The following is a 26,706-nucleotide window of genomic DNA, read 5'->3' as shown; positions in this document are numbered from 1 at the left end:
GCTGCGCCCGGCGGCGCAATGCCCGCACACCTAGCCTGGCGTAGAACCGCCTTCATTCCACATGCGACCTGCCCTGCGCGGATCGTACGAAGGATTTCATGGAAAATATCCTGACTCGCACACTGTCCAGCCTTTGGCGCTCACCGGCCATCTGGGCCAGGTGGAGTGCCGCGCGGCACAAATTCGAGTACGAGCCCATCCTGCGCTCTGACCTGTTCAATGCGCAGCAGATGGCCGACCACGGTATCGTACTGGCTCACCAACATGTGCTCGGGCGTCTCTCCAGAAAGGACGCCTTGCTCGGCCGCCTGACGGACAACCAGCTGCTGCTGGAACGTAGCTGCGCAGCGCTCAAGACCGTGCAACTGTCCAGCCGCCGCCCTACCCCGGCGGCGGAATGGTTGCTGGACAACTTCTACCTCATCGAAGAAAACATCCGCACCGCCAGGACCCACCTGCCCGACGGCTATAGCCGCGAGCTGCCACGCCTGGCCGAAGGCCCTTCGGCAGGCCTGCCGCGGGTCTATGACATCGCCCTGGAAACCATCGCTCACGGCGATGGCCGGGTCGACGCGCCAAGCCTGGATTGTTTCATCGCCTCTTATCAGACCATCACGCCGTTGGCCCTGGGCGAACTATGGGCCATCCCGATCATGCTGCGCCTGGCGCTGATCGAGAACCTGCGTCGCGTAGCATCCCGGGTCATGGCCAACCGGGACGACCGTAACCTTGCCGATGACTGGGCCGATCGATTGATCGAAATGGCCGAGCGCGACGCCAAGAGCGTGGTCTTGACCGTGGCCGACATGGCGCGATCGGCACCGCCGATGACCCCTTCATTCGTTGCAGAACTGGCCCGCCGCCTGCATGGGCAAAGCGCCGCGCTGATATTGCCCCTGGCGTGGATAGAACAGACGCTCGGTGAGTCCGGCCTTACCGTCGAACGCCTGGTGCAAATGGATGCCCAGCAGCAATCCGGTGACCAGGTGTCCATCAGCAACAGCATCGCCAGCTTGCGCTTGCTGGCGGCGACCGACTGGCGCGAGTTCGTCGAGCTGCTCAGTCATGTCGAACAGGTATTGTGCACGGACCCGGCAGGCATCTACGCCAACATGGACTTTGCCACCCGCGATCGTTACCGTCATGTGGTCGAACGCCTCTCCCGGCATTGCGTGCAGTCTGAAACCAAGGTGGCAGAAGCTGCCATCGAAAAGGCCAGCACCCCACAGACCGCGGGCCATTTGAGCGGGCACGTGGGCTATTACCTGGTGGCTGACGGGTTGCTCAGCCTGGAGCAGGCACTGCACGCCAGCGTGCCGCTGCTCCAACGCTGGAAGCGGCTGCTGCAGAGCGCCCCGTTGAAGTTCTACCTGTGCCCTGGATTGCTGCTGACACTGCTGCTGGCCTGGCCATTTCTCAGCAGCGCCTATCACAGCGGCACGCCAGCCTGGTGCCTGGTGCTGCTCGCCGTGCCCGCACTATTGATGACCAGCCGCCTGGCGATAGGGCTGGTCAACTGGCTGGTGACCCTCACGGTAGCCCCGTCGCTACTGCCCCGCCTGGATTACAGCGAGGGCATACCGGCCGAGGCGCGGACACTGGTGGCGGTGCCTACGCTGTTTGCCAACGCCCCCGACATCGAGGCCCTGGCCGAAGGCCTGGAAGTGCGATTCCTGGCCAACCGCGATGCCAACCTGCATTTTGCGCTGCTCAGTGACTTCATGGACGCCCCTGCCGAGGTGATGCCCGAGGACGCCGAACTGCTCGCACTGGCGCGTCAACTGATCGAGGCGCTCAACCACAAATATGCCGATGGCCAGGACGACCGGTTCTTCCTGCTGCACAGGCCCAGGCACTGGAGCTCTACCGAGCGGGTATGGATGGGGCATGAGCGCAAGCGTGGCAAGCTCGCCGAGCTCAACGCGTTGCTGCGTGGCAAGGGGCAAGAGCGCTTTGCATTGATCGTCGGTGATGTCGCGCCACTGAGATCGGTGCGCTTCGTCATCACCCTGGACACCGATACCTTGCTGCCACGGGACGTCGCGCGTCAGTGCATCGGTACCATGATGCACCCGCTCAACCATCCGGTATTCGATGAACAGAGCGGCAAGATCGTCAGCGGTTACGCCATCCTCCAGCCACGCGTGGGCATCAGCCTGCCGAGCACGGCACGCTCGACCTACGCCCGCCTGTTTGGCAGCGATGCGGGGATCGACCCCTATACCCGCGCCGTCTCCGATGTTTATCAAGATCTGTTCCAGAATGGTTCCTTCATCGGCAAGGGCATCTATGCCGTCGACGCCTTCGAACAGGCACTCGAAGGCTGCCTGCCCGACAACCGTATCCTCAGCCATGACTTGATCGAAGGCTGCTACGCCCGTTGCGGGCTGCTCAGCGATGTACAACTGTATGAAGAATACCCATCGCGCTACAGCGCCGATGCCAAACGCCGACACCGCTGGATTCGCGGAGACTGGCAGGTGCTGTACTGGGCCTTGCCATGGGCACCGAAACCCCAGGGAGGATTTGCGCCCAATCGCCTCAGCAATCTGGCCCGCTGGAAGATTTTTGACAATCTGCGCCGCAGCCTGGAGCCGGGCGCCTTTCTGGCCATGCTGGCGTGGGGCTGGCTGGGGTCGAACGAGGCCGTCTCCTGGACATTGGCGGTGGTCATCCTGGTATTTCTCCAGCCCTTACTGCAGTCGGTACTGGCGTTGGTACAGAAAGCTGCCGATATTCCATGGGGGCAACACCTGAGCGCGGCATTACGGACCTCGGGCCAGCATTTCATGCGTGCGCTGTTGTCGATTGTCTGGTTGCCCTCCGATGCGTTGTTGAGCTTCGATGCGATTGGCCGCTCACTGTGGCGCATGCTCATCAGCAAACGCCGCCTGCTGCAATGGCAACCTTCTCGTGAGGTGGAGCGCTCCAGCAGCAACACGTTGTCCGGCATGTATAAAGGCATGTGGATTGCCCCTGCGCTTGCGCTGCTTCTATTCGTTGCCCTGCTCCCCTCCCTCGCCGTACTCGCACTGGCGGCACCTTTGCTGCTGGTGTGGCTGGCGAGCCCGGCGATTGCCTGGTGGATCAGCCTGCCGACAACACCGGCGGGGTTCGATCCGTCAATTCAAGACCTGCGTTTCCTGCGCATGCTGTCACGCCAGACCTGGGCGTTCTTCGATCGCTACATGGGCCCTGAGGACAACTGGTTGCCGCCGGACAACGTCCAGGAGATACCCACGCCAACCATTGCCCACCGGACCTCACCGACCAACATGGGCATGGCCTTGCTCTCGCACCTGGCGGCCCACGATTTCGGCTATTTGAGCACCGGCCGCTTGCTGGAACGCATCAATGCAACGCTTGAGTGCATGGCCGGCCTGGAGCGTCAGCATGGGCACTTCTACAACTGGTACGACACCGGGACACTGCAGCCGATGGCGCCTCGGTATATATCCACCGTGGACAGCGGCAACCTGGCGGGCATGCTGCTCACCCTGCGGCCGGGGCTGCTGGGCTTGGTCGACACGCCTCTGTTCGATCAACGCACTCTTGGTGGTCTGGGCGACACCCTGGATGTGCTGCAGCAGGCGCTACAGGACGCGGACCTCGATGACCGTGCCGTGATTGAACTGCGCGCGAAGGTGGAGTCGGCGATCCCGGACAACCTTCTGCAATTGCTCGATCTGGCGGATGCCCTGGCAATCGACACTGCAGCCACCTCTGCTGAAGAAGCCCACTACTGGCTGCAGGCATTACAGGCGCAGTGCGCGGATCTGCGGGCAGAACGACTGCGCTTCGAGCTGCCGCCGGCACCTGCCCAGGCCAAGGCGCCGACACCGACAATCAGCCTGCGGCAAATGGCCGAGCTCGATTGCACGCTGTGGCTGCCCGCCGATCAGGCGCAAGTGCAGACGGTACAACGCCTGGCTCGGGCACGAATCAGCCACCTTGAGCATATGGCCGAGTTGTCGGCGTCATTGGCCAGCATGGACTTCACGTTCCTCTACGATGCTCAACGCGACCTCTTCTCGATAGGCTACAACGCCGACGAACGCCGGCTGGACAACGGCTATTACGACCTGCTCGCGTCAGAGGTGCGCCTGACCAATTTCGTGGTCATCGCCCAGGGCCAGCTGCCGCAACAGGCCTGGTTCACCCTTGGACGCTTGCTCAGCAACAATCGTGGGGTGCCGGTACTGCTTTCCTGGTCCGGCTCAATGTTTGAGTACCTGATGCCAAACCTGATCATGCCCAGCTATGAAGGTACGCTGCTGGAGCAGACCTGCCGCGCGGCCGTCGCCTTGCAGATCGAGCACGGCAACCAGTTGGGCATCCCCTGGGGCGTGTCCGAGTCGGGTTACAACACCCTCGACGCTCACTTCAATTATCAGTATCGGGCATTCGGTGTTCCTGGCCTTGGCCTCAAGCGCGGGTTGGCCGAGGATACCGTGATTGCGCCGTACGCCAGCGCCCTGGCGCTGATGGTCGAGCCGCAAGCGGCCTGCCACAACCTGCAACGCCTGGCTGCCCAGGGGGCGGCCGGCCGCTATGGCCTGTACGAAGCGGTCGACTATACCGAGGCGCGCCTGCCACGCGGCCAACGCTATGCGTTGGTGCGCTCGTTCATGGCGCACCATCAGGGCATGAGCCTGCTGGCCTTGACCAGCCTGCTGCTGAACCGGCCCATGCAGCGTCGTTTCGAATCGATCCCGGCATTCCAGGCGACGGTCTTGCTGCTGCAGGAACGCGTACCGAAAACCGCCGCGCCCTATCTGCATGCAGCCCAGGCGCTGGCCACTGCGCAAGACGCACAAACGCAGGAAACCAGGCTGCGCGTGTTCGCCGATCCCGGGCGCAAGCGCCCCGCCGTCCAGCTTCTCTCCAACGGCCATTACCACGTCATGCTCAGCAGTGCCGGCGGCGGTTACAGCCGCTGCAACGACATCGCCGTGACCCGCTGGCATGAAGACGCGACCCGCGACAATTGGGGCATGTTCTGCTACCTGCGCGATGTCAGCAGCGGCACATTCTGGTCCTCGGCCCACCAGCCGACCCTGCACCGGCCAGAAAGCCATGAGGCGATTTTCAGCGATGCCCGGGCCGAGTTTCGTGTTCGCGAGCTCGACTTCGATACGCACACCGAGATCGTCGTGTCCCCCGAAGACGATATCGAACTGCGCAGGCTGCACATCACCAACCGCGGCCGCGTACGACGTAGCGTGGAGATCACCACCTACGCCGAGGTGGTACTGGCGCCAGCAATCAGTGATGCCCTTCACCCGGCCTTCAGCAACCTGTTCGTACAGACCGAACTGCTGCCGGCGCTGCAGGCCATCGTCTGCACCCGCAGACGGCGCTCCAGTGAGGAAGCCGTGCCCTGGATGTGCCACCTGCTGGCCGTCCATGGCGCGGACATCGACGCCATTTCCTACGAGACCGATCGAGCGCGATTCATCGGCCGCGGACGCAACGTTGCCGCACCGGCAGCGCTCGATGGCAATGTCGAGCAGTTGTCCGGCACCGCAGGCTCGGTGCTTGACCCGATCGTGGCCATCCGCTGCCGTATCGCCCTGGAGCCCGGACAAACGGCGACCATCGACCTGGTGACCGGCATCGCGGACAGCCGTGAGGGCTGCCTGTACCTGATCAATAAATACCGCGACCGGCACCTCGCCGATCGCGTCTTCGACCTGGCATGGACCCACAGCCAGGTGTTGCTGCGCCAACTCAATGCATCGCAGGAAGATGCCCGCCTGTTTGAACAGATGGCCGCCTCGATCCTCTACGCCAATGCTTCGTTGCGTGCGGAGAACAGCATATTGATGGCCAATCGGCGCAATCAATCGAGCCTCTGGGGCCAGGCGATCTCCGGCGACCTGCCCATCGTCCTGCTACAGATCGCCACTGTCGAGAACATCGAGCTCGTCCACCAGATGGTCAAGGCCCATGCCTACTGGCGGCAAAAGGGGCTGATGGTGGACCTGGTCATCTGGAACGAAGACCAGGCCGGCTACCGCCAGCAACTCCAGGACTTGATCATGGGTGTGGTGACGTCCGGCAGCGAAGCCTCGCTGATCGACCATCCCGGAGGCATTTTCGTGCGTCCGGCACAGCAGTTGTCGAACGAGGATCGCACGCTGATCCTGTCGGTGGCGCGCCTGGTGCTGAGCGAAGGCAACGGCGGTATTGCCGAGCAGGTTCATCGGCGTCACGCCAGCCCGGTATACCCGGCGTTGGTCCCCACCCTCAAGCGCCAGGCAAAGGCGGCCACTACCCTGCCCGCTGTCGAAGGTTTGCTCCTGGGCAACGCCTATGGCGGCTTCAGTGCCGATGGCAGCGAGTACGTCATGACCTTGCAGCCGGGCAGGCCGACGCCGGCGCCATGGGCCAATGTGTTAGCCAACCCGCACTTCGGCACGGTGATTTCCGAAAGTGGCGGCGCCTACACCTGGATGGAAAACGCCCACGAATTTCGCCTGAGCCCCTGGCATAACGACCCGATCACCGACACCAGCGGCGAGGCGATCTATGTACGTGATGAAGAAACCGGGCACTTCTGGTCGGTGACGCCACAGCCTTGTCCCGGTACTGGCGCGTACCGTACCCGGCACGGCTTCGGCTACAGCGTCTTCGAGCACGATGAAGACGGTATCCACACCGAGTTGTGGGTGTACGTGGCGCTGGACGCTTCGATCAAGTTCTCGCACTTGCAGATTCGCAATCGCTCAGGCCGCGCAAGGCGCCTGTCGACGACCTGCTATGTCGAGTGGGTGCTGGGCGACTTGCGCAGCAAATCGGCGATGCATGTGGTGACGGAAGCCGACCCCGCCAGCGGCGCCGTCTTCGCCAGGAACGCCTATTCGATCGAGTTTTGCGATCGGGTGGCGTTCCTCGATACCGACTCGACCGACACCAGCATCAGCGGCGATCGCTCCGAGTTCATCGGCCGCAATGGCAGCCTCAAGGCACCTGCCGGATTACAACAGGCACGCCTGTCGGGCCGTACCGGTGGTGGCTTCGATCCTTGCGCGGCGATACAGGTAGCCCTCGACCTCGACAGCGGCGATGACCAGGACGTGGTGTTCCGCCTCGGTGCAGCCAGGGATACGGCGTCAGCCTTGCGCCTGGTTCAACAATACCGGGGCCTGGGAGCGGCAACCGCAGAACTCAAAGCAGTACGCGAGCATTGGCGTTCGCAGCTGGGCGTGATCCGGATCCAGACCCCCGACCCGAGCATCGATGTCATGGTCAATGGCTGGCTGATGTACCAGGTGATCGCCTGTCGCTTCCAGGCCCGCAGTGGCTACTATCAGTCGGGCGGGGCCATCGGTTTTCGCGATCAACTGCAAGACAGCATGGCAATGATCCATGCCGACCCTGCCAGGGTGCGTGGTCATCTGTTGCTGTGTGCCGCCCATCAATATGCCGAAGGCGACGTGCAACACTGGTGGCACCCGCCGCTGGATCGGGGCGTGCGCAGTGGCTGTTCGGACGATTATCTGTGGCTGGCCCTGGCGACCAGCCACTATGTCAATGTCACTGCCGACCTCAGCGTGCTGGCCGAACCCGTGGGTTACCTTGAAGGCCGCCCGCTCAATGCCGGGGAAGAGTCCTATTACGACCTGCCGGGCAAATCGCACCTCGAAGAAAGCCTCTATCAACACTGTGTACGCGCCATCGAACACAGCCTGCAGCGCGGCAGCCACGGCCTGCCCTTGATCGGCACGGGCGACTGGAACGACGGCATGAACCGGGTCGGCCATCTCGGCCTTGGGGAAAGCGTGTGGCTGGGCTTCTTCGGCTTTGATGTCCTGCAGCAGTTTGCGATCACGGCCCAATTGCATGGCGACCCGGTTTTCGCACAACGTTGCTCCCAGCAGGCCGCCTTGCTGCAGGCCAGCCTGGAGGAGCACGCCTGGGACGGTGCATGGTACCGGCGCGCCTGGTTTGACGACGGCAAGGTCCTGGGCTCGGCCAACAACGACGAATGCCGCATCGACTCGATCTCGCAAAGCTGGTCGGTACTCTCGGGTGCCGCTTCGCAAACCCGGCGCCGCACGGCCATGGATTCAGTCGAGAAGCATCTGGTACGGCCTGACACAGGTGCGGTCCTGCTGCTCGATCCGCCCTTCGACGCAGGCGTGCTCGAGCCCGGTTATATCAAGGGCTATGTGCCGGGCGTGCGGGAAAATGGCGGCCAATACACCCATGCCGCGGTCTGGGCCGGCATGGCGTTCGCCGAGCTTGGCGACAACGCCAGGGCCTGGCGGTTGCTCAACATGATCAACCCCGCGGGCGCTGAAGTAGCCAAGCGGCTCGATACCTACAAGGTCGAGCCCTACGTCATGGCTGCCGACGTCTATGGCACGCCGCCCCATGCCGGCCGTGGGGGTTGGACCTGGTACACCGGGTCGGCCGGCTGGACGTACCGCTTCATCGTCGAATCATTGCTCGGCTTGCAGCGGGTTGGGACTTCGTTGCATATCGAACCGCTGCTGGCGCCGGGCTGGCCCGGGTATACGATGCACTACCGCTATGGCGCGACGACCTACCATATCGACGTGCGCCCGGGCACGACCACCACGCTCGCGATCCTGCTGGATGGTGAGCTGCTGGGCCAGGACGCGCTGCAATTGTCAGATGACGGTGGGGAACATCAGGTGCTGGTGACGTGCCCGGTCAAGGCGCATCAGCCGCACATGCCCGGGTACGACAGATCCGTCGAAACCGATCTTGAGCGCTGAGGCACAGCGCGCTTGACCAACCCGGGTTCAGGCATCAACGCCTGGGTCCGGTCGCGCGCGCTTTGGAGTAACCTGTCCCCCTCAGGGAATTCTCCCTCGAAGGGTGGCTGATATGTTTGCTGTACCCAAGCCACAACAGAACTACCTCCTGGCAGCGCTTCCGGTGCCAGCGCTGGAGCGCCTGCTCCCCCACCTCGAACTGGTCGAGCTGCCACTGGGCGAAGTGCTCTATGAGTCCGGCGGCGCCCTGCGGCACGTCTACTTCCCCACCGACTCCATCGTGTCGCTGTTGTACGTGATGGAGAACGGCGCCTCGGCCGAGATTTCGGTGGTCGGCAACGAAGGCCTGATCGGTGTTGCAGTGTTCATGGGCGGCGAGAGCACGCCGAGCCGGGCCGTGGTGCAAAGTGCCGGGCACGCTTACCGCTTACCCGGTCAGCAACTCAAGGACGAGTTCAACCGCCACGAAGAGATGCTGCTGCTGATGCTGCGCTACACCCAGGCACTGATCACACAAATGGCCCAGACCGCGGTGTGCAACCGCCATCACTCCATCGATCAGCAGCTGTGCCGCTGGCTGCTGCTGTCGCTCGACCGCCTGCCGGGCAATGAACTGACCATGACCCAGGAATTGATCGCCAACATGCTGGGTGTACGCCGCGAAGGTGTGACCGACGCCGCCGGCAAGCTACAGCGCCTGGGGGTCATCGAATACACGCGGGGACACATCAAGGTTCTGGACAGGGCTCGTCTCGAGGTGCTGAGTTGCGAATGCTACGCCGTGGTCAAAAAAGAAACCGAACGCTTGCTGCCCTACTTTTCATCGCGGCGTGCCTGATGTCCCGCTTCGTGGCTGACATCAAGCGTCGCGCAGGGCCTGGCTTTGCGCGGCGTCTACCAACCAGCTGCGGAACGCTGTCATCGCGGCGGTTTCCGGGCGCGATTGCAAGCGGGTCAGCCAGTAACTGCCGGTGGAAATGCCAATGGCAAACGGCTGATGGATCTTCTGTTCCGTCAGTTGCCGGGTGAACATCATCGGCGGCGCCAACGCTACGCCGGCGCCCTGAAGCGCCGCCTCCATCATCGCCAGCGACGAATCGAACACGATGCTGCGCGGTGGCGCCACCGGGGCCGAAAGCCCTGCTGCCTGGAACCACTGCGACCACTCATCCGTGCGATACGAGCGCAACAGTGTCTGCTGCAAAAGGTCGCTGGGCGCGTGTAACTGCCGGGCAATTTCCGGCACGCAGAGCACCGACAACGGCGCATCGATCAGGCGCAACGCCTCGATCCCGTGCCATGCCCCCGCGCCAAAGCGAATGGCGTAGTCCAACCCTTCGGCCGCCACGTCCACGCGGTTATTGTTGGTCGACAAACGCAGATCGATATAGGGGTAACGCGCCTGAAAATCCGTCAATCGCGGCAGCAACCAACCCACCGCAAAGGTGCCGACCGCCCCCACCGTCAGCACTTCACGCTGATGCCCGCCCTGCAGGCGTTCAAGGGTGTCGGCGATACGGTCGAAACATTCGCACAGCACCGGCAACAGGTTTTCGCCCTCGCGGGTGAGCATCAACCCCCGAGGCAAGCGCTTGAACAGAGTGACGGCTAGCTGAGACTCGAGGCTTTTGACCTGATGGCTGACCGCCGCCTGCGTGACGCACAGTTCTATCGCCGCCCGAGTGAAACTCAAGTGACGCGCCGACGCTTCGAAAGCGCGCAACGCATTCAGCGGCAGGTGGGGTCGAATCATGCCTACTCCATAGTTTTTCTAATGGCTCGTCCGAGATATCGTCGTTTGTCGTTCCTCGGCATACTGCCTAGATTTAGCGCGCCCAGCGCCAGGCCAAGCGGCGATCTGCGGCGAGCATAGCGCTGAACATCATACAATCGAAGGGAACGACCTCCATGACGGACACCATCAAACTCGGCAGATTGAAGCTTTTAGCCGCCTGTGCGGCGATGCTGGCGGCAGGCCAGAGTCTCGCGCAGGATCACCTCGAATCGGTTGTCAGCGACGTCGTGCGCCCCGTCATGCACGCGCAAGGCATTTCCGGCATGGCCGTGGCCGTCACCTTCAACGGCAAACAGCAATACTTCAACTATGGCGTGGCGTCAAAAGAGACCGGCAAACCGGTGACGCAAGACACCCTGTTCGAGATTGGCTCGGTCAGCAAAACCTACACCGCCACCCTCATTGGCTATGCCCAGGCCACCGGCAAACTGGCATTGGCCGACAAGGCCAGCGAAGTGCTGCCGGCCTTGCGCGGCAGCGCGTTCGACCACATCAGCGTGTTGCAGCTGGCCACCTACACCGCCGGCGGCTTGCCCCTGCAATTCCCTACCGAGGCAGACTCGGCCGATAAAATGCTCGGCTACTACCAGCAATGGAAGCCGGTATACACCGCTGGCAGCCACCGCCTGTATTCGAACCCCAGCATCGGGTTGTCCGGCTACCTCGCCGCCCACAGCATGGGCCAGCCGTTTGATGAAGCAATGGAAAACAACCTACTGCCCAAACTCGGCCTGAAACACACCTGGCTCAAGGTGCCGCAGGAGCAGATGGCGCTGTATGCCCAGGGCTACGACAAGGCCGACAAACCGGTGCGGGTCGGGCCGGGGGCGCTGGATGCCGAAGCCTACGGCGTGAAAACCAGTGCTGCGGACCTGATTGGTTTTGTTGAGGCCAACATGAAACCGGCAGGCCTGGAAAAAACCCTGCAACAGGCCATCGCCTTGACTCATACCGGTTACTACAGCGTCGGTGATATGACTCAGGGGCTTGGTTGGGAGATGTATCGCTACCCGGTCACACTGGAGCGACTGCTGGCGGGTAACTCGACGGCGATGGCCATGCAGGCGCATGAAGTTCAGTGGTTGAATCCGCCACAACCGCAGGCTGGGAATGTGTTGATGAACAAGACTGGTTCAACCGGTGGGTTCGGGGCTTATGTGGCGTATGTGCCATCGAAGGATATTGGTGTTGTGATTCTGGCCAATAAAAACTATCCGAATGCGGAGCGGGTGAAGATTGCTCATCAGATTCTGAGCGCTATGGCCCAGTAGGAGCCGGCTTGCTGGCGGTTGCGATGTACAGGCGACACAGTTGTCGCCTGACAAACCGCTATCGCCAGCAAGACCTCGGGAGCAGAAAATTGCACCCAAACAATTGATGGGCACACGCATAACCCTGTAGGAGCAAGCTTGCTCGCGATGGTCGTTAAATAACACTAGTAGCCTGACACACCACCCCAATCGCGCCCCCAACAAACCGACTCCTGCCCTCCGGAATTAGAGCGGCACTTTTTCACCCTTGCCTTAAGTGCTTCGTTCATTATTCGAACTTCCGAGGGCATCTCTCACCGCCATCTGCCTGACTGAACGTAAAAGTATCAAAAACAAATTAAAATGGTAAGTCGACAACAGCCAGAGGAATAACAAACCCATACGTTTCTTTAATAGCATCCAAATTTGTCGCTATTTTAAAATCAAACTCTCGTTCAAGCACCCGACAGCCTTGGCGAAGTTGAAGAAGTTGCAAACTGGATATTTCTGAGAATGGCGCAGGGCGTTTCCGTATTGGAATACCGGGTTATCGCGTCCGATGCGGGTCGATGTGCTTGTATAAGCTGAAAATATTGAGCATCGGACATTTCTGCAGTCATTCAATATGAATCTGGCAGGGCATTTCTTAGTGTCCGAGCAGATCTTTTGTGCGCGCTCCGACCATCCACCCTTAAACCTCCCCTTTAACAAAGACAACCAATCTGTAGGAAACGTCTTCTTTTCGACCGACCTGTCCCCCATCCCTTAAAAGGCGCGCAAACTACTGCGCCTCCACTTGAGCCAAGGACAGCGTATGCGCGGTGCACTACCACAATGGGGTCAACAGCAGCAGGCGACATTCATTGCCAACCCGATCGCAAAACACAATCCATTCCGAGCGCTGTTTGCCACTGTGCCCGAACATGACTACGTCGAATTATATCTGGGCGTCGGATTCGACATTCGCGCATCCCTGGGAATTTGGTTGCTTCGTATCAATCCCAGCGTAGTACCAAGCCTATCCTTGCTACTACAAGCACCAGAACAGCACCGGGGTTGGGACGCTCATGTAAAGCTTCTCGACTTGAACGAAGTTGCGCCTGCGAGCAATGGAGTACGGACATGAAGGCCCTGACTTGTGCGGGATGCTTGGGCCTTCTTGTATTGAGCCTGAGTAGTTGCAGCTGGGTCGGAGTACTTGCCAAAGAGGGTCCGCTTTTACTGACCGAGCGTCGTGGCCTGCAGAGTTTTACCCTGACCAGCGAGCTTCCCGCCCAATTTGGCCTCAGTGTCACGGCCTGGTACGGCCCGGTCGATGAAAGCGGGCTCAATTGCCAAGTCACCAATCTTCATAACAACAAACCGCAAGCCCGCGTGCTGGGCAAGGGTTTCGACATACCGATCAACACAACGGCGGCGTCGACCTCACGCAAAATTCCGCTCACCTATTACGTCGGTGTCTGCGAGCTTCGGTTGGGCAAGGTTGAAATGGAGATTGACGGGCGTTACGGCGAACAACGCTGGCAAAAAACCTATGCCGACGCAATTTTTTATATCCACAAGCGTGCTCCCGAAGATGAACAAGGCTTCGACAAAAACGGCACTCGCCAAGTAGATGCCCAGTGCACCTGGTTGTTCCAGCAAAGCAAGGCCAAATCGAGGTTAGGTGAAATCAGCAAGCTGCTGACCTGCAGAGGTGCCGGCGCCAACCTGCAATACGACCAACTGGCCAGCAAGACGGTGAGGTTGGCCATCGAGGTCAATCCGCAGGAGCGACCTTACATGCGAAACCGGTGGATAAGCTCTGAGGCGGGGTGGAGGCCCTGTCTGGGGACAGATAAGTCTGATCGCTGCCAACAACCCCCACTCTTCAAAACATTTCAAATGAACGGCCAGACCTGCACGGTCTATCCCGGCTGCACGGAGTAACTACGGATGACATTTGAGCTCAAGGAAACCTGCCCGAAACGCGGATACTGGTGCAGTTTTCGCCTGGTTGACGAACATGGTAATGCAAAGCCTTATGCCGGCCTCGATTACATCCTGCATGACCGCATGGGGATGCCCTACTCCGGCACACTCGATGAAGACGGTTATGGTTATCTGGAAAATTTCTACTGCGGGCCACTGATACTCGACATGTCGATGCCTTACCAGATCGGGGAAAAGTGGTACGAGGATTTGATTGAACGTGAATATTTTCCACTCCCTCTGACCGCTCTCCAGGTCGCCGCCGAACAATCCCCCACCGGCCCACGCATGAATGGCCGCACCTACCTGGCACGCGAACTCGCCGAACGGGAGCAGGCCGCCTTTTTCCAGGCTGAAGTCCGTGACTTTACCAAGCCGGGTGAGGCCGCCCACCTGCCGGAACCCGATACCACCCTTGAGTCCCGGCCCTCGCCATACCTCAAGGAGGCCTGCACCCACTCCAACACACAACCCGGCATTGCCTTGTTGGTCAACAAGCACAATGTGCTCGAAGTCAAAGCCCTGCGCGCCTACAACCCATTGCTTTCCCATGACAAAGGGTTCTGCGCACTGAACGCCTACCACCTGTCGATCATGGCGCTACTGAGCTACGCCCCGTTTCACAAAGACCGTGCCTCTGACGAAGCCCCCACACCACCGCCCTATAAGGAAACGGGCTGCATCGGCGCTGTTCTGCAAAGCCAATTGGCGCGTTGTGAGCAACCGACTCGCTTCAGCGACGGCGGCCCCTATCACCTGCTCACCGAAGAAGTGCCCTACTCCAAGCGCCTGGAAGTGGTGCCCTACGATCCGGTACGTTATGCCAAGGAAGCCAAGGATGGCTGGGAGCACCCCGAGAAGGTGCATTTTCTTCACGACAAATCTGATAACCAGGCTTTCATTACCCACAGTGACAAAGTGGTGATGATTTCAGTTCGGGGCACAGCTGGCCTCTGGGATACCCTGCGCGACCTGGATGCCAAGCAGGTCCCCTACCTTGCCGACGAGGGCGGCAAAGGCAACGCCCATCGAGGTTTCTACAATTCCTTCGAAGCTGCCCGCAAATTTGTCGGACGCTACATGGACGCCTTCTACACCGGCAACCAGACCATCATGGTCTGTGGGCACAGCCTGGGTGGCGCCATCGCCTTGCTGCTGGCCGAGTGGCTGCGCAAACAATACTCTGACGACATTCAGCTCTACACCATCGGCGCCCCAAGGGCTGGCAACCAATCCTTCGTCAATGCCGCCGCCGATCTTACCCACCATCGCATCGTCAACCACAATGACCCGGTGCCCGGTGTCCCCTCCACCTGGATGGACGCCGAATGGAAGGCGGTACTCCCCGGCACCACCCTGCTGGTCGCCTCCATTGGCTCGCCGTGGATCGGCCTGGCGATGACGCTAGGCGGCCTGCTCAACTTCAAGGATGACAACTACGAGCATCACGGCGAACAGTGGCACTTCATGCCACGCAAGCCGGGTAAAAATTCCGTGCTCTGGCAGCCAGGCTGCGCGGCCATCGAACAGAAGATCTGTGCCGAATTCGCTGCCGATATCGAGCTCAAGGGTGACATGCCACGCCGGGCGGCGTTTCTGCGCCAAGCCCTGGCGGCCGCGGAGCATTCAAGCGACGACGGCTACAGCCGCAACGCGCTGACCACCCTGCTGCGCTGGCATGCCAGCGTGCTCCACCGTCAGGGAAAACTGTTCACCGACGACGAACGCGAACAACTCGCAAAGCAGATCAAGCCGCTTCGAGCAGAGATGGAGCAACCCATCCACCTCAGCTACGAACGCTTCAGGCACAATCTGCGCACTCGTCCCCACCCACGCCTCTCTCAGACCTCCGAAGTGGAATTGCGTGGATTGTTTCGCACAAGTCAGGAACGACTCGAGTCACTGCGCCATGATCAGGCTAATCGTCTGAGCCGTGCGCACAAACGCTTGAAGGCCCAAGACGAACGCCTGCTGACCTGGCAAGACGTGTTCGGCGACCTTCCCGAAAACGACGCCATTTTCAAGTTGATCGACGAGTGGCTGAAGCACCCTGAGCACGAGAAGGCTGCCGCCAACGCCAAGCTGTTCACGCCCAGTGAAGAACAGCAGAACTACGTCTGAACTGAACCTTTTACGGACCACTGTCCTCGCGATACAGGCGCGTCAGAACTATAGGACGATTCGCGACCTGGCGTTTGATGGCGACCAACCGTCCAGGCCCGAGCCTTATGAGAGGTCTGTGTCGGATACCCTGTAAGAGCTGCCGCAGGCTGCGATCTTTGACGTTGATTTTTCAAGATCAAAAGATCGCAGCCTCGTTGCACTCGACAGCTCCTACAGGGGGATTAGCGCTATTGCTGAGGGTCGATGTTGTCCAGTGCGCGATTTACCAGTAACTCCCCCACCACTGCCAGTTGCTGAATCGACAGCGCCACATTGCGTTTGGAGCTTTGTAGATCGCAGGCCAGATCGGTGATGAGGACGTTCAGGGATGCCAGGGTTTCGCAGGCGTGGCATAGCAAGGTTGCGGTGTCGACGCCGGGGACGATGGTGAAGATATGGCTGACCGGATCGGATTGCCTGGGGTTGCGCAGACGAGCGCTGACGGCGGGTTCGGTGATGTCGGAGAGTGGGACGGAGTCGAGGGGATCGGATGAGGTTTCGGGGGGATTGGGACTTGTTTTTTTCATGGAAGCACTACCTTTGGGGATTGTTGAAATAACTACCCATCTCACTTCCACATGAGGGTGGCAGCTGTACGCAGGTGTGGAAGACCAGGCCAATCCACCAATACCCGGCGCACTCGAAAGTGCTCCCGCGCACAGCCGCCAAAACGCGGCAATGTTGACATAAAAAATGTCGACATGCGCTCTAGGGGCATTGGTAGATGACTTGAACCAACGGACTTCCACATCCGACCACTGATTTCGCAGCGGCTGAAGAAGGTTATCGATACGGCCCAATGGGCACCAGTTCATGGGATGCGCCACGTCTTGCAGGAAATCTCCGACGCAATTGAAGGCCCTTGCCTAAGCTCCATTTTCTGAGCATCTAGTTACAAACACATGCTCATGACCGTTGTGATGCAGGTGAAAGCGTTGTATCTAGTGGGCATCCCAAGACTGCAATGACATCGGATCAATCCGTGGCCGGGAATGACATAATGCGCGCTCAAGAATCCAAACCGACTGACCGCCAAAGGGCGTTGTAATGGAAATCACCAGATTCAAACTCACGGATGTCGGTCGGTTCACCGATCTGGAAGTCCCGTTAGCGCCGACTCCAAGCCACCCCTCAAACGTAACGGTTCTGGTAGGAAACAACGGTGCCGGGAAAACCACCCTTCTGAAATCACTGGCCATCTCACTAAGCTGGCTCGTAGCAAGAATTCGTACGGAAAAGGGCAGTGGCAATCACCTTACTGAAGACGACGTTCGAAACGGCGCTATCGCAGCATTGATTTTGATTGGTGTAGTGGACGAATCGCTAGCACGCTCGAACCAATCCGAAACTGAGTCTGAAGATGTTGTATTTACGTGGGGTATTGCCCGAGGCAGACAAGGACGGAAGGCTGATATCCATAGCTCGCTGGGAGGCGTCAGTCGCCTTGCGGATCACTACCGCAACCAGCTAACAGTAGATGATAAAGCCTCGCTCCCACTGATCGCCTACTACCCAGTCGAACGTTCAGTTCTGGAAATCCCGCTAAAAATCCGCACCAAACACTCCTTCGATCAACTCGACGGCTATGACAACGCCTTAAACCGCGGCGTCGATTTCCGACGCTTCTTCGAATGGTTCCGCGAGCGTGAAGACAGCGAAAACGAAACCGGCGTATCCGACACAGCATTGGCCGAGATTTCCGCCAAGTTCGGGAAGAACAGCGATATCTGGAAAACCCTTTCCCAACTAAAGGCTTCATCCCGAGATCGCCAGTTGACCGCTGTACGCTCCGCCATCGCCGCCTTCATGCCCGGCTTCAGCAACCTGAGAGTTCAACGCAAACCACGCCTGCACATGGCGATCGACAAAGACGGCGTAACCCTCAATGTCTCCCAGCTCTCGCAGGGTGAAAAGTCGATGATGGCGTTAGTCGGCGACATCGCTCGCCGATTGGCAATGATGAATCAGTCTCTGGACAATCCGTTAGAGGGTGACGGCATCGTCCTGATCGACGAAGTCGATTTACACCTGCACCCTAAATGGCAGCGCAGCCTGATCCGGCAATTGAGCGAGACTTTCCCCAACTGCCAGTTTGTCCTGACGACCCACTCGCCACTGGTCATCAGCGACGCGAAAGATGTGTTGTGCTACGTGCTCGATGACGGGGAGCTACGGGAGCACAACGGTTTGTACGGACTGGATGCCAACCAGGTGCTTCTGGAAGTCATGGACACCGATGTGCGCAACAGCGAGGTGCAAAAGCGCCTGAATCAGCTGCTCAAGCATCTGCAAGATGGTGATTTGGAAAGCGCCAAAGGGCTCTTCTCCGCACTTGCCAACGAGCTGCCAGAGGGGCATCTGGAGCTGGCGAAGGCTGCATTGTTGATCCGCAAGTTGGAGCTGCGTCGTGCGTAAGATCAATAAAGGCATGGAACCGGCTTCGCTGACTAGCTTTAAGCGCTCAAGCAGGACGTTGGTTTATCGGGATTTACCTCCGCAAGAGCGTCTGTCGATTCGATCTTCCTGTATCTCGGAGCAGTACGGCTTATGCGCGTATTGCTGTCAGTCAATCACGGTTGATAACGCCCATAACGAGCATCTTGAAGCCCAGGACAGTGCACCGAATCGAACGCTGGAGTTTTCCAACATCGTCGCCAGTTGCCAGCACCCTCAGCAATGCGGTCACGGTCGAAAAACACGGCACTTGCCACTCACACCGTTGATGGCCGAATGTGAGACCGAATTGAAGTTCTACCTGTCGGGCATTGTCGCGGGAAAAACCGAGCGGGCCAGGATGTCTATCGAGATATTGAATCTGGGTCATACCGAGACAAGCAATAGGACGCTTGTCAGTAGGCGCAAAGCAATGGTCGATGCGCTGATTTATAGCGAGAGCGTTTCTCCCGACGATTTGCAGTTTGAAGACGAGGAACTTTTGAATCTGCTGATGGAGGACTTGAAAGTGCCAAATGCAGAACAGTGTCTTCAGCCTTTTTCACCCGTCCTCATCAACGTAATCCATCACTTTCTGACACAAACTTAAAATCGCTGTTGTGGAACCACTGGTAAACCTGTTTCCAGCACCACCCAGGCTCAATCATCCGGCATTTCCGGCGGCTTGGCCGGTTTTGCCGGTTTGCCGTTTTTTGCAGCCTTGGCGGCGCCTTTTGGCGGTGGGGTTTCGGCCACCGGAGGTGGCGTTGGCGCTGCGGCTTCCTTCTCGGTCGCCGGCAAGGCATCGACGGTGGCGAAGATTTTCTTCAGGTCGACCGACCTTGAGTCTTCCCCTGAGCTTTCGAGTTTCTTCTCGCCGTCCTTGCCCACCAGGATCACCTTGGGCAGCGCGCCAGCACCCAGTTTCAGCGCACGGATCAACGCCATGGTGTCCTGTTGGCCGAGATCTTTGCCGTCCAGTTGGCCGGACATGTTCAGCACGCTGTACACCCGGATGTTGCGCTCGGCGACACCCTGCTTGTTGGCGGGATCTTCCAGGGACTTTTTCAGGTTGACCCAGACGGGGTCGACGGTGCTCGGGGCAATCACGATCAGCGGCCGGGCCCTGCCCTTGTCGATATCCAGAGGTGAATCGCCATCGGCGGCGAACAAGGGGCCGGCAATCGCCAGCAAGGTAGCCAGGGTCAGTGACCTGATGAGCATGCGCATCTCCTTTTGATATCCACGCTCTAATGATTGCGCATCGCGGCGTTCGTTCCGGTGACGCTTGGCAAATGTGTTTCGCCTTGCTCCAAGCTTAGGTCAGGGCGGTCATTGCGCAACAGGCTGGGCTAATCTGAAAGCATATCCTGACGCGTCGCGAGGCCGTGCATGAGCGCTCAGTTGAACCACACCATCGTCTGGTGCCGCGACAAAAACCGGTCGGCACATTTTCTGGTCGAACTCCTCGGTTTGCCGCCGCCGGAACCCTTCGGACCGATGCTGATCGTCAGGCTCGACAACCAGGTATCGCTGGACTTCTACGACAACGATCCGCCGATTGCCTCGCAGCACTATGCGTTCCTGGTCGGCGACGACGATTTCGACCAGGCCTTCGCCCGCCTGCAGGCAAACGGGCAGCCGTGGTGGGCCGATCCGGGCAAGCAGCGGCCAAGGGAAATCAATGAGCATGGCGGCGCAAGGCGGGTGTATTTCGATGACCCGGACGGGCATCTACTGGAGATCTTCACCCGCGAATGACATCTACCGGTTGGCTATTGCACCACAGCGGGATATTCATCGCTGCTGTCAGGCCATGACGTCAACACTTCAAAGCCGTCTTCGGTGACCGCCACCATATGCTCCCACTGGGCCGAAAGGGATTGATCCTTGGTGACCACGGTCCAGCCGTCAGCCAGGGTTTTCACGTGACGCTTGCCCAGGTTCAACATGGGCTCGATGGTGAAAATCATGCCGGCTTTCAACTTCATTCCCTGGCCTGGATAGCCGTAGTGAAGGATTTGCGGCTCATCGTGATAGACCTTGCCGATACCGTGACCGCAGTATTCGCGCACGACACTGAACCCGTCATCTTCCGCCACCTTCTGAATGGCATGACCAATGTCGCCCAGCGTAGCGCCGGGGCGGACCATTCGTATGCCGGCGCACATGGCTTCATAGGTCGTCTTGACCAGGCGTCGCGCTTGCGGGCCGGGTTCGCCAACGAAGTACATGCGGCTGGTGTCGCCGTACCAACCATCCTTGATCACGGCAATGTCGATATTCAGGATGTCGCCATCCTTCAATGGCCTGTTCGAAGGGATGCCATGACACACCACTTCGTTGACGGATGCGCACACCGTCTTCGGAAAGCCGTGATAGCCGACATTGCCTGGAATGGCTTTCTGCACCTTGACGATGTAGTCGTGACAGAGCCGATCGAGTTCGTCGGTGGTGACCCCCGCTTGCACATGGGGAGTGATCATGGCCAGCACCTCGGCAGCCAGTGTGGCCGCCGCGCGTGAATTGGCTATTTCTGCCGGGGTATTGAGCCTGACATTCGCCCTCATTGCTTGGCTCCGGATGTTGTATGAACCGGGGAGCCTTGCGAAATATCCGCCAGCGCGCAGAGCTGTTTTACATCGAGGCCACCGGCCATTTCGGCACGAATCAGCATCCGGCAGATGTCGCTGTGATTGAGCTCTGGATGAAGCTCCGCGAGCATTCCGATACGCATCCAGTGCTCGGCTTGAGCATTGATCGAGCGACTCAGCGCATCGCTGGCGACGCGCAGGTTCTCATGCATGTCTTCTGAAATTTTTACGATACCCATCTACTTGCCCGATATGAAATGTATATGGAACATATGCTAAACGTATCGAGCGCGGGAGCGCAATTTTTGGCACCGGGGGTCGGCCAGAAGGACAATCAGCCACTCAACCCTGCATCAGGAAGGCGCCTGACGGAACCCGCTTTCGCAGCTTCTTGCAACTGCCGGATGGGGGCTGCTGCCCCGGCGGGCGGTCTGGAAACCAGATGCGGCATTGACCCGGCGGCGGCCAATGGCCGCGGGGAATCGAAATCCCGTCGGACGCCAGCTCTGGCTCGATGGCAGCGACCTGAAATTGTCCTTCGGGCCGTGGCCTGGCAGTCGCCGCGGAATTCGCTACGCGAGCGAAGTCGCCAGCGAGGGGCCCAGTGTCCGCAGTGGATGGCTCAACAGTGGATTGCCCAGCTGCGGCCTGCTCTGCTTCCAGGCGTCTTTGGGCTTGCTCTTCGCGCGCCTTCTGCAGGGCGACCAGGTTCTCCTGGGCCTTGGGTGGAGTACCCGATGCCTCGGCCTGCTGCGCCGCCTGGATCAACTGGAAGTTGCGATTGCGCAGCTCGACGTTGCGCCCAACCCGCATGTTCGAACGCGCCGCCAGGGTTTGCGCCTGCTGGTACTGCCCCTGCTGAAGACGCAACACACCGAGGTAATGCAGGGTCGCGGGATTGTTCGGCTGGATATGCAGGGCGCGCTCCAGCGTGGCAGCGGCCTGGTCCAACTGGCCATTTTCATACTGGCGCGAGGCAGTTTCGATCAGGGTGGTGGAGGCACTGTTACTTTGCGCGGTCGCGCTTCGCTCAGCAGCCACCGAGCAAAGCGACGCGATGGCGCAGTACGCCAGGATGAGACGCGGCAGGAAACGCTTGGTTGGCATCAGGGGTAGGCTCGGCTGATCTCGGACGGCGCTGCCATGAAAGCAGGCCACCAGCGCTGCTCGGAATCTCCGACACAGGGCCCCTACTGACCAGACCACCCCCACTGAAGTTCCCGTTACAACGGCCACTTCAGGCATTCAACTCGTAAAAAATGGACTATACCCAAATGGGCCATCAGTACTGACCCCAGCCCCAGGCACCTGTGCGGGCGTTTGTCCCACTCATTCAACGTCCCTTGCCTGGCAATTGGCAGTACGCCGTCCGGCCGAGGGTCAACACTTTGAACAGGGCAAGGAGTGTGCGATGGCTGATGCAAGCAAGAAAATGGGCCTGGTGGGGCTTACTACCCTGGTAACGGTCAACATGATGGGGTCAGGCATCATCATGCTGCCCACCAACATGGCCCAACTCGGGGCAGTCTCGCTGTTGTCGTGGATTTTCACGGCGATCGGCTCGATGGCCATCGCGTATTGCTTCGCCCAGTGCGGGGTGTTCTGCTCACGTTCCGGCGGCTTGTCCGCCTACACCGAAGAGGCCCATGCGAAGTCGGGGTTCTTCCTCTGCTCGTACCTGTACTTCCTGTCCCTGGCGATCGCCAACGTTGCCGTCGCCATCTCGGCGGTGGGCTACATGAGCGCCTTCCTGCCCTGGCTGAGCACAGGTGCCATCCCGCTGTTCGTCGGCACGGTCGGACTGATCTGGATCACCATCGTCGCCAACTTCGGTGGCCCCAGCATCACTGGCAAGATCGGCGCGTTCACCGTGTGGGGCGTGATCATTCCGGTGGCGGGCCTGAGCATCATCGGTTGGTTCTGGTTCGACGCCAAAGTGCTGGAAGCCGCCTGGAACCCCAACAACCTGGCAATCTCCGAAGCCATCGGCAAGGCCATCCCCCTGACCCTTTGGGCCTTCCTCGGCATGGAATCGGCGGCCCAGGCCACCGATGCGGTGGAAGATCCCAAGCGCAATGTGCCGCTGGCCTGCCTGTTCGGCACCCTCGGTGCAGCCCTGGTCTATGTGCTGTCGACCACCGTCATCCAGGGTATCATTCCCAACGCCGAACTGGCCAACTCCTCGGCGCCTTTCGCGCTGGTGTACGCGAAGATGTTCAGCCCGCTGGTGGGCAACATCGTCATGGCGCTGGCGGTGATGGCCTGCGTCGGCTCCCTGTTGGGCTGGCAGTTCACGCTGGCCCAGACCGCCAAGATGACCGCCGACCAGAACCTGTTCCTCAAGCTGTTCAGCAAGGTCAACGCCAGCAATGCGCCCGTGGTCGGCATGATCGTCTGTGGTGTGCTGCAGACGATCATGGCCGTGTCGACCATCTCACCCGATGCCGCGGCACAGTTCAGCAAACTGGTCAGCCTGGCGGCGGTGACCAACCTGATCCCCTACATCACCGCGCTGACCGGCTTGCTGGTGATCATGCACAAAGCCCAGGTGGGGCCCGCGGTGTACTCGCGCAACCTGGTGGTGCTGCTGGTGGCGGTGGCCTACTCGTTGTATGCCCTGTATGCCTGCGGCAAGGAGGCGGTATTTGGCGGCACGCTGGTGCTTGCCTTGGGTTACCTGCTCTATGGCTTCCTCGCCAAGCGTTTCGTCGAGGTGCCATCCGCCGTCCAGGCCAGGACCAGCAATATTTAGGCATGGCAAACAGGACTGCTCAGACATCCGTACACGGGAAGCTCGGACATGAACATACCCTTTGCAAAGAACACCCGCCTGCTGCTCGCTTTGCTGCTCACCGCACTGCCAATGGTGGCCAGTGCCAATACCCTGGAACGCATCCGCGCCAGCAACGCCTTTACCCTGGGTTACGTGCCTGACCTGTCGCCCTTCAGCGTTCAGGATGGCGACAAAGCCAGCGGTTATGCCATCGACCTGTGCCTGAAGATCGCCGACAAGCTCAAGGCCGAACTCGACCTGCCCAACCTGCAGGTGCGCTATCAGCCCGTCACGTCTGCCGAAGAGACCAGTGCGGTGAAACTGGGCAAGGTCGACATCCTCTGCACGCCGACCCCGCCTACCCTCGAACGGCGCAAGACCATCAGCTACTCGATACCGGTGTACACCGCCGGCCTCTCGGTACTGGTCCGCAAGGATGCCGCCGAACCGCTGCTCAACGCGCTCAACGGCAAGGAGGCCAACCCCGGCCCGACCTGGCGGGCGACGATCAACCGCGGCCTGGCCAACCAGACCTACGCCACCATCGAGGGCGGTGTAATCGAAGACTGGATTCGCGAACAGATGCGCATGCTCGGCGTGATCGCTTCGCTGGTGACCGTGGCCAATACCGAAGAAGGTGCAGGGATGGTCGCCACGCGCAAGGCCGATGCCTTCTTCTCCGAGCGCATGCTGCTGAAAAACCAGGTGGCCAAAGGCGGCGCCAACAATGACCTGATGGTCCTGGACCGGATCTTCGAGTTCTCCCCGGTGGCCATGATCGTCGAGCGCGGTGACGAAGACTTCCGCCTGCTGGTCGATATGGCCCTGAGCGAGGCTTATCGATCCGGCGCCATTGAGCAGGAGTACGACAAGTATCTGGGCGGGATCAACGAGACAATGAAAAAACTGTTCAGGGTGTATGCATTGCCTTGAACTGTAGGAGCGAGCACGCTCGCTCCTACGTTATTAGAAGTTTTAATACTACCACAGAGAAAGATTGTAAAATTATTACCTATAAAATCAGCTACATACTGAGAAATTCATCACTCAAATCCATCATTACGTAAAGTTTCATGAGAAAAAAGCTGAAATTCTTTACAACCCAGGATCGGGGAATCCACGTCCTTTCGCATGGAAGAATCTGCCTGCCATTACAGGATTAAAATGCAAATGTCTCTACCCCTTGGATGAACATTTCCTCTACCAAACGCGTTCCCTGAGTGGGTGAGCTCTCCGGCTCTTAGAACCTGATAGCCATGAAAGTCCTTGGCATGAACTTGCTTCGTCGTACGTTGTTAAACAAGCATTCAAAGCCGTACCAGATTTACTGAGCAAATCCGCACCATGGTAGGGGTGCCTATTCAGGACTAATGGTCACCTCTCCACGCGTGCCAGCGTCTCATCGAGATGAGCTCCGTCACTCGATCCATCTGCTCAAGCACACAACGATCTTGCTTGACCAAAATCGAGTTGAAGCGAAGGAATGGCCTATCTAATTAGAGACAGCATGCGCAGACGTCCTTCATCCCTCCGGAGCCATCAGGCCCGAGGTGTATTTACGTACAAAAATCACGAAGGGCTGCCGGCCGCGCATCAGCGTTTTGGTCATGCCAATCCGTGGGTTATCGCGTGAAAAAGCTATTGGTTCGCCCACAGCGCCTCAAGATTAACGTCATCGCTTGCAGGCCTGTGCCCTTCAAGCAGAGGATCTATCTTGAGGATCATCGGTAATCAAAGGCCGTTCCAGTAAGTACACAGCACCCTTTAGCCAGCGTGGGTATCAATGATTTGGACGAAGCGTCCAATGTGCTGATTGTATTATCCAGCAGCATCAAATCGCGTTCGTTCACCAGCCGATGAATGAAGAAATTGTGTATTTGAGAGACGATAGTAGGAGAAATGTCCGCAGGCCGCTGGCTGGAGAGCGTCAGGTACACGCCATATTTTCTTCCTTCCTTGATGATCTCCTCAAACAACTCCAGTCGATAATCCTTCCAGATTTCATGCTCTCGTGTTGATTGCTCGGAAAGGATGTTGTGTGCCTCATCAATAATCAAGTGCAAAGTTTTAGTCGGTGGGCTGTTCAACAATCTCCAGCACTTAATCCAGTCCGAGCTTGATAGGATCGGGTTGCTTTGCCGAGTATTTTCGAGAGCTAAGAGCGTTGAATCCATAGAAAAGAAAATCAAAAAATCGACTGGAAAATACACCCCTACCGGCAAGAAGATCCAAGACGCTTTCGGCGTGAGAGTAGCCCTGTATTTCCCTGACGATCAGGCCGTAGCTATGGATGTATTAAAGAACTCGTTTAACTACGACGAGCACTCCTCCACCATCGATACGCCTAATGGTTCGGTCTTTACCGCGAACCGTTGCAATCTGATATTTAAGCTTCCCCCTGAGATTTCTGAGAACAGTACGCTCTTGGATTCTTATGACGTACTGGACGATACGTTTGAAGTTCAAATTCGAACGGTTCTTTCTGAAGGATGGCACGAGGTCGAGCATGATTTGAGGTACAAGTGTCAAGACGACTGGTCTGGGTATTCAGATTTAGGTCGCGCACTGAACGGTATCTTCGCAACTCTTGAGACCTCCGACTGGGGAATGATGAAGCTATTTGAGACCCTAGCCTATCGTCATTATAAAGCTGGCGAATGGAGTCAAATGGTTCGAACCAAGTTTCGATTGAGGTCTGAAAGTGACCTCAGCAAAGAGGTGATAGATAAGTTAAAGCTCTATCCTGAAACAGGCAAAAAGATCTTTCGGATCAATCGGGAAATTTTCTTAAGCCGAATAATTAAGAACAAGGTCGAGCTTCCAATCAATGCTGACAACATAATTTATATCGGCAATTACCTATACGCAGGTAACACTGAAATCCTCGATATAACACCACAACGTATTTTGCGCATTCTTGAAAATTCCGGCTTAGAGCAGTTTGGGAGAGCTAGAGCTGAAGCTTGATCCGTAAAATGGA

Annotated in this window: 18 protein-coding genes; 11 read left to right on the top strand and 7 right to left on the bottom strand. The window is 58.8% G+C overall.

The genetic code is table 11. The annotated features are described in order from the left end of the window. Positions 1-98 precede the first annotated feature (98 nt). Positions 99-8,747 carry a GH36-type glycosyl hydrolase domain-containing protein gene (locus tag ACIO0C_RS08410; protein ID WP_401310203.1) on the top strand — a complete coding sequence of 2,883 codons (8,649 nt, stop codon included), beginning with the start codon at positions 99-101 and terminating at the stop codon, positions 8,745-8,747. A 112-nt stretch (positions 8,748-8,859) separates the two neighbouring features. Beyond that, positions 8,860-9,585 (top strand): Crp/Fnr family transcriptional regulator, encoded by a 726-nt coding sequence (locus tag ACIO0C_RS08405; protein ID WP_401310201.1) that lies wholly within the window; start codon positions 8,860-8,862, stop codon positions 9,583-9,585. A 21-nt stretch (positions 9,586-9,606) separates the two neighbouring features. Here the strand turns inward: ACIO0C_RS08405 and ACIO0C_RS08400 are convergent, their stop codons facing one another. Then, on the bottom strand, positions 9,607-10,500 hold the full coding sequence (locus ACIO0C_RS08400; protein WP_401310198.1) for a LysR family transcriptional regulator: 894 nt from the start codon (positions 10,498-10,500) through the stop codon (positions 9,607-9,609). A 209-nt stretch (positions 10,501-10,709) separates the two neighbouring features. Between ACIO0C_RS08400 and ampC the strand changes: the two genes are divergently transcribed. From ampC to ACIO0C_RS08385, 3 genes are all read left to right on the top strand, one after another. Further along, complete coding sequence (gene ampC / locus ACIO0C_RS08395) at positions 10,710-11,813, top strand: class C beta-lactamase (RefSeq protein ID WP_401310320.1); 1,104 nt, start codon at positions 10,710-10,712, stop codon at positions 11,811-11,813. 1,101 nt (positions 11,814-12,914) lie between these two features. After that, positions 12,915-13,721 (top strand): hypothetical protein, encoded by an 807-nt coding sequence (locus tag ACIO0C_RS08390; protein ID WP_401310195.1) that lies wholly within the window; start codon positions 12,915-12,917, stop codon positions 13,719-13,721. 6 nt (positions 13,722-13,727) lie between these two features. Next, positions 13,728-15,884, top strand: a complete 2,157-nt coding sequence (locus ACIO0C_RS08385; protein ID WP_401310193.1) for a lipase family protein — start codon at positions 13,728-13,730, stop codon at positions 15,882-15,884. A gap of 230 nt (positions 15,885-16,114) precedes the next feature. On the opposite strand, the gene ACIO0C_RS08380 is transcribed toward ACIO0C_RS08385, so the two are convergent. Next, complete coding sequence (locus ACIO0C_RS08380; protein ID WP_401310190.1) at positions 16,115-16,453, bottom strand: DUF6124 family protein; 339 nt, start codon at positions 16,451-16,453, stop codon at positions 16,115-16,117. Between the two features lie 520 nt (positions 16,454-16,973). Between ACIO0C_RS08380 and ACIO0C_RS08375 the strand changes: the two genes are divergently transcribed. Both ACIO0C_RS08375 and ACIO0C_RS08370 read left to right on the top strand, forming a co-directional pair. Beyond that, on the top strand, positions 16,974-18,341 hold the full coding sequence (locus ACIO0C_RS08375) for an AAA family ATPase (protein WP_401310187.1): 1,368 nt from the start codon (positions 16,974-16,976) through the stop codon (positions 18,339-18,341). Next, entirely contained in the window at positions 18,334-18,969 is a 636-nt protein-coding gene (locus tag ACIO0C_RS08370; protein ID WP_401310185.1) for a TIGR02646 family protein, read from the top strand. Before ACIO0C_RS08375 ends, ACIO0C_RS08370 begins: the two co-directional genes overlap by 8 nt. A 50-nt stretch (positions 18,970-19,019) precedes the next feature. Here the strand turns inward: ACIO0C_RS08370 and ACIO0C_RS08365 are convergent, their stop codons facing one another. Beyond that, complete coding sequence (locus ACIO0C_RS08365) at positions 19,020-19,583, bottom strand: DUF4174 domain-containing protein (RefSeq protein ID WP_401310183.1); 564 nt, start codon at positions 19,581-19,583, stop codon at positions 19,020-19,022. A 168-nt stretch (positions 19,584-19,751) separates the two neighbouring features. Between ACIO0C_RS08365 and ACIO0C_RS08360 the strand changes: the two genes are divergently transcribed. Continuing rightward, positions 19,752-20,120: a VOC family protein gene (locus ACIO0C_RS08360; protein WP_401310181.1), complete on the top strand. Its 369-nt coding sequence runs from the start codon at positions 19,752-19,754 to the stop codon at positions 20,118-20,120. Positions 20,121-20,134: 14 nt separating this feature from the next. On the opposite strand, the gene map is transcribed toward ACIO0C_RS08360, so the two are convergent. The 3 genes from map to ACIO0C_RS08345 all read right to left on the bottom strand — a co-directional run bounded on the left by map (position 20,135) and on the right by ACIO0C_RS08345 (position 22,060). Then, positions 20,135-20,929 carry a type I methionyl aminopeptidase gene (map, locus tag ACIO0C_RS08355; protein WP_401310178.1) on the bottom strand — a complete coding sequence of 265 codons (795 nt, stop codon included), beginning with the start codon at positions 20,927-20,929 and terminating at the stop codon, positions 20,135-20,137. Beyond that, positions 20,926-21,192 carry a ParD-like family protein gene (locus tag ACIO0C_RS08350; protein WP_401310176.1) on the bottom strand — a complete coding sequence of 89 codons (267 nt, stop codon included), beginning with the start codon at positions 21,190-21,192 and terminating at the stop codon, positions 20,926-20,928. The genes map and ACIO0C_RS08350 overlap by 4 nt, the downstream gene beginning before the upstream one ends. 103 nt (positions 21,193-21,295) lie before the next feature. Further along, complete coding sequence (locus ACIO0C_RS08345; RefSeq protein ID WP_401310173.1) at positions 21,296-22,060, bottom strand: tetratricopeptide repeat protein; 765 nt, start codon at positions 22,058-22,060, stop codon at positions 21,296-21,298. Between the two features lie 304 nt (positions 22,061-22,364). Between ACIO0C_RS08345 and potE the strand changes: the two genes are divergently transcribed. Continuing rightward, positions 22,365-23,705 (top strand): putrescine-ornithine antiporter, encoded by a 1,341-nt coding sequence (potE, locus tag ACIO0C_RS08340; RefSeq protein ID WP_401310171.1) that lies wholly within the window; start codon positions 22,365-22,367, stop codon positions 23,703-23,705. A 48-nt stretch (positions 23,706-23,753) separates the two neighbouring features. After that, positions 23,754-24,659 (top strand): amino acid ABC transporter substrate-binding protein, encoded by a 906-nt coding sequence (locus ACIO0C_RS08335; RefSeq protein ID WP_401310168.1) that lies wholly within the window; start codon positions 23,754-23,756, stop codon positions 24,657-24,659. A 788-nt stretch (positions 24,660-25,447) separates the two neighbouring features. Here ACIO0C_RS08335 and ACIO0C_RS08330 read toward each other — a convergent pair. Beyond that, the gene (locus tag ACIO0C_RS08330) at positions 25,448-25,813 is read right to left on the bottom strand and encodes an ATP-binding protein (RefSeq protein WP_401310165.1); all 366 of its coding nucleotides are present in this window, start codon (positions 25,811-25,813) and stop codon (positions 25,448-25,450) included. 43 nt (positions 25,814-25,856) lie between these two features. On the opposite strand from ACIO0C_RS08330, the gene ACIO0C_RS08325 reads away from it, so the two are divergent. Beyond that, positions 25,857-26,693: a hypothetical protein gene (locus ACIO0C_RS08325; RefSeq protein ID WP_401310163.1), complete on the top strand. Its 837-nt coding sequence runs from the start codon at positions 25,857-25,859 to the stop codon at positions 26,691-26,693. Positions 26,694-26,706 lie beyond the last annotated feature (13 nt).

It is taken from the genome of Pseudomonas sp. NPDC087336, assembly GCF_044744285.1.
Classification (GTDB): Bacteria; Pseudomonadota; Gammaproteobacteria; order Pseudomonadales; family Pseudomonadaceae; genus Aquipseudomonas.
The sequence above is the reverse complement of the archived record's forward strand: the minus strand, read 5'-3'. Positions and strand labels throughout refer to the sequence as shown.

Bases quoted from the DNA above. Each gene is read 5' to 3' on its own strand.
- ACIO0C_RS08375 (WP_401310187.1), top strand. From the start codon at position 16,974: ATGGAAATCACCAGATTCAAACTCACGGATGTCGGTCGGTTCACCGAT.
- ACIO0C_RS08400 (WP_401310198.1), bottom strand. From the start codon at position 10,500: ATGATTCGACCCCACCTGCCGCTGAATGCGTTGCGCGCTTTCGAAGCG.
- ACIO0C_RS08385 (WP_401310193.1), top strand. From the start codon at position 13,728: ATGACATTTGAGCTCAAGGAAACCTGCCCGAAACGCGGATACTGGTGC.
- potE (WP_401310171.1), top strand. From the start codon at position 22,365: ATGGCTGATGCAAGCAAGAAAATGGGCCTGGTGGGGCTTACTACCCTG.
- ACIO0C_RS08335 (WP_401310168.1), top strand. From the start codon at position 23,754: ATGAACATACCCTTTGCAAAGAACACCCGCCTGCTGCTCGCTTTGCTG.
- ACIO0C_RS08405 (WP_401310201.1), top strand. From the start codon at position 8,860: ATGTTTGCTGTACCCAAGCCACAACAGAACTACCTCCTGGCAGCGCTT.
- ampC (WP_401310320.1), top strand. From the start codon at position 10,710: ATGCTGGCGGCAGGCCAGAGTCTCGCGCAGGATCACCTCGAATCGGTT.
- ACIO0C_RS08345 (WP_401310173.1), bottom strand. From the start codon at position 22,060: ATGCCAACCAAGCGTTTCCTGCCGCGTCTCATCCTGGCGTACTGCGCC.
- ACIO0C_RS08360 (WP_401310181.1), top strand. From the start codon at position 19,752: ATGAGCGCTCAGTTGAACCACACCATCGTCTGGTGCCGCGACAAAAAC.
- ACIO0C_RS08350 (WP_401310176.1), bottom strand. From the start codon at position 21,192: ATGGGTATCGTAAAAATTTCAGAAGACATGCATGAGAACCTGCGCGTC.
- ACIO0C_RS08380 (WP_401310190.1), bottom strand. From the start codon at position 16,453: ATGAAAAAAACAAGTCCCAATCCCCCCGAAACCTCATCCGATCCCCTC.
- ACIO0C_RS08390 (WP_401310195.1), top strand. From the start codon at position 12,915: ATGAAGGCCCTGACTTGTGCGGGATGCTTGGGCCTTCTTGTATTGAGC.
- ACIO0C_RS08365 (WP_401310183.1), bottom strand. From the start codon at position 19,583: ATGCTCATCAGGTCACTGACCCTGGCTACCTTGCTGGCGATTGCCGGC.
- map (WP_401310178.1), bottom strand. From the start codon at position 20,929: ATGAGGGCGAATGTCAGGCTCAATACCCCGGCAGAAATAGCCAATTCA.
- ACIO0C_RS08410 (WP_401310203.1), top strand. From the start codon at position 99: ATGGAAAATATCCTGACTCGCACACTGTCCAGCCTTTGGCGCTCACCG.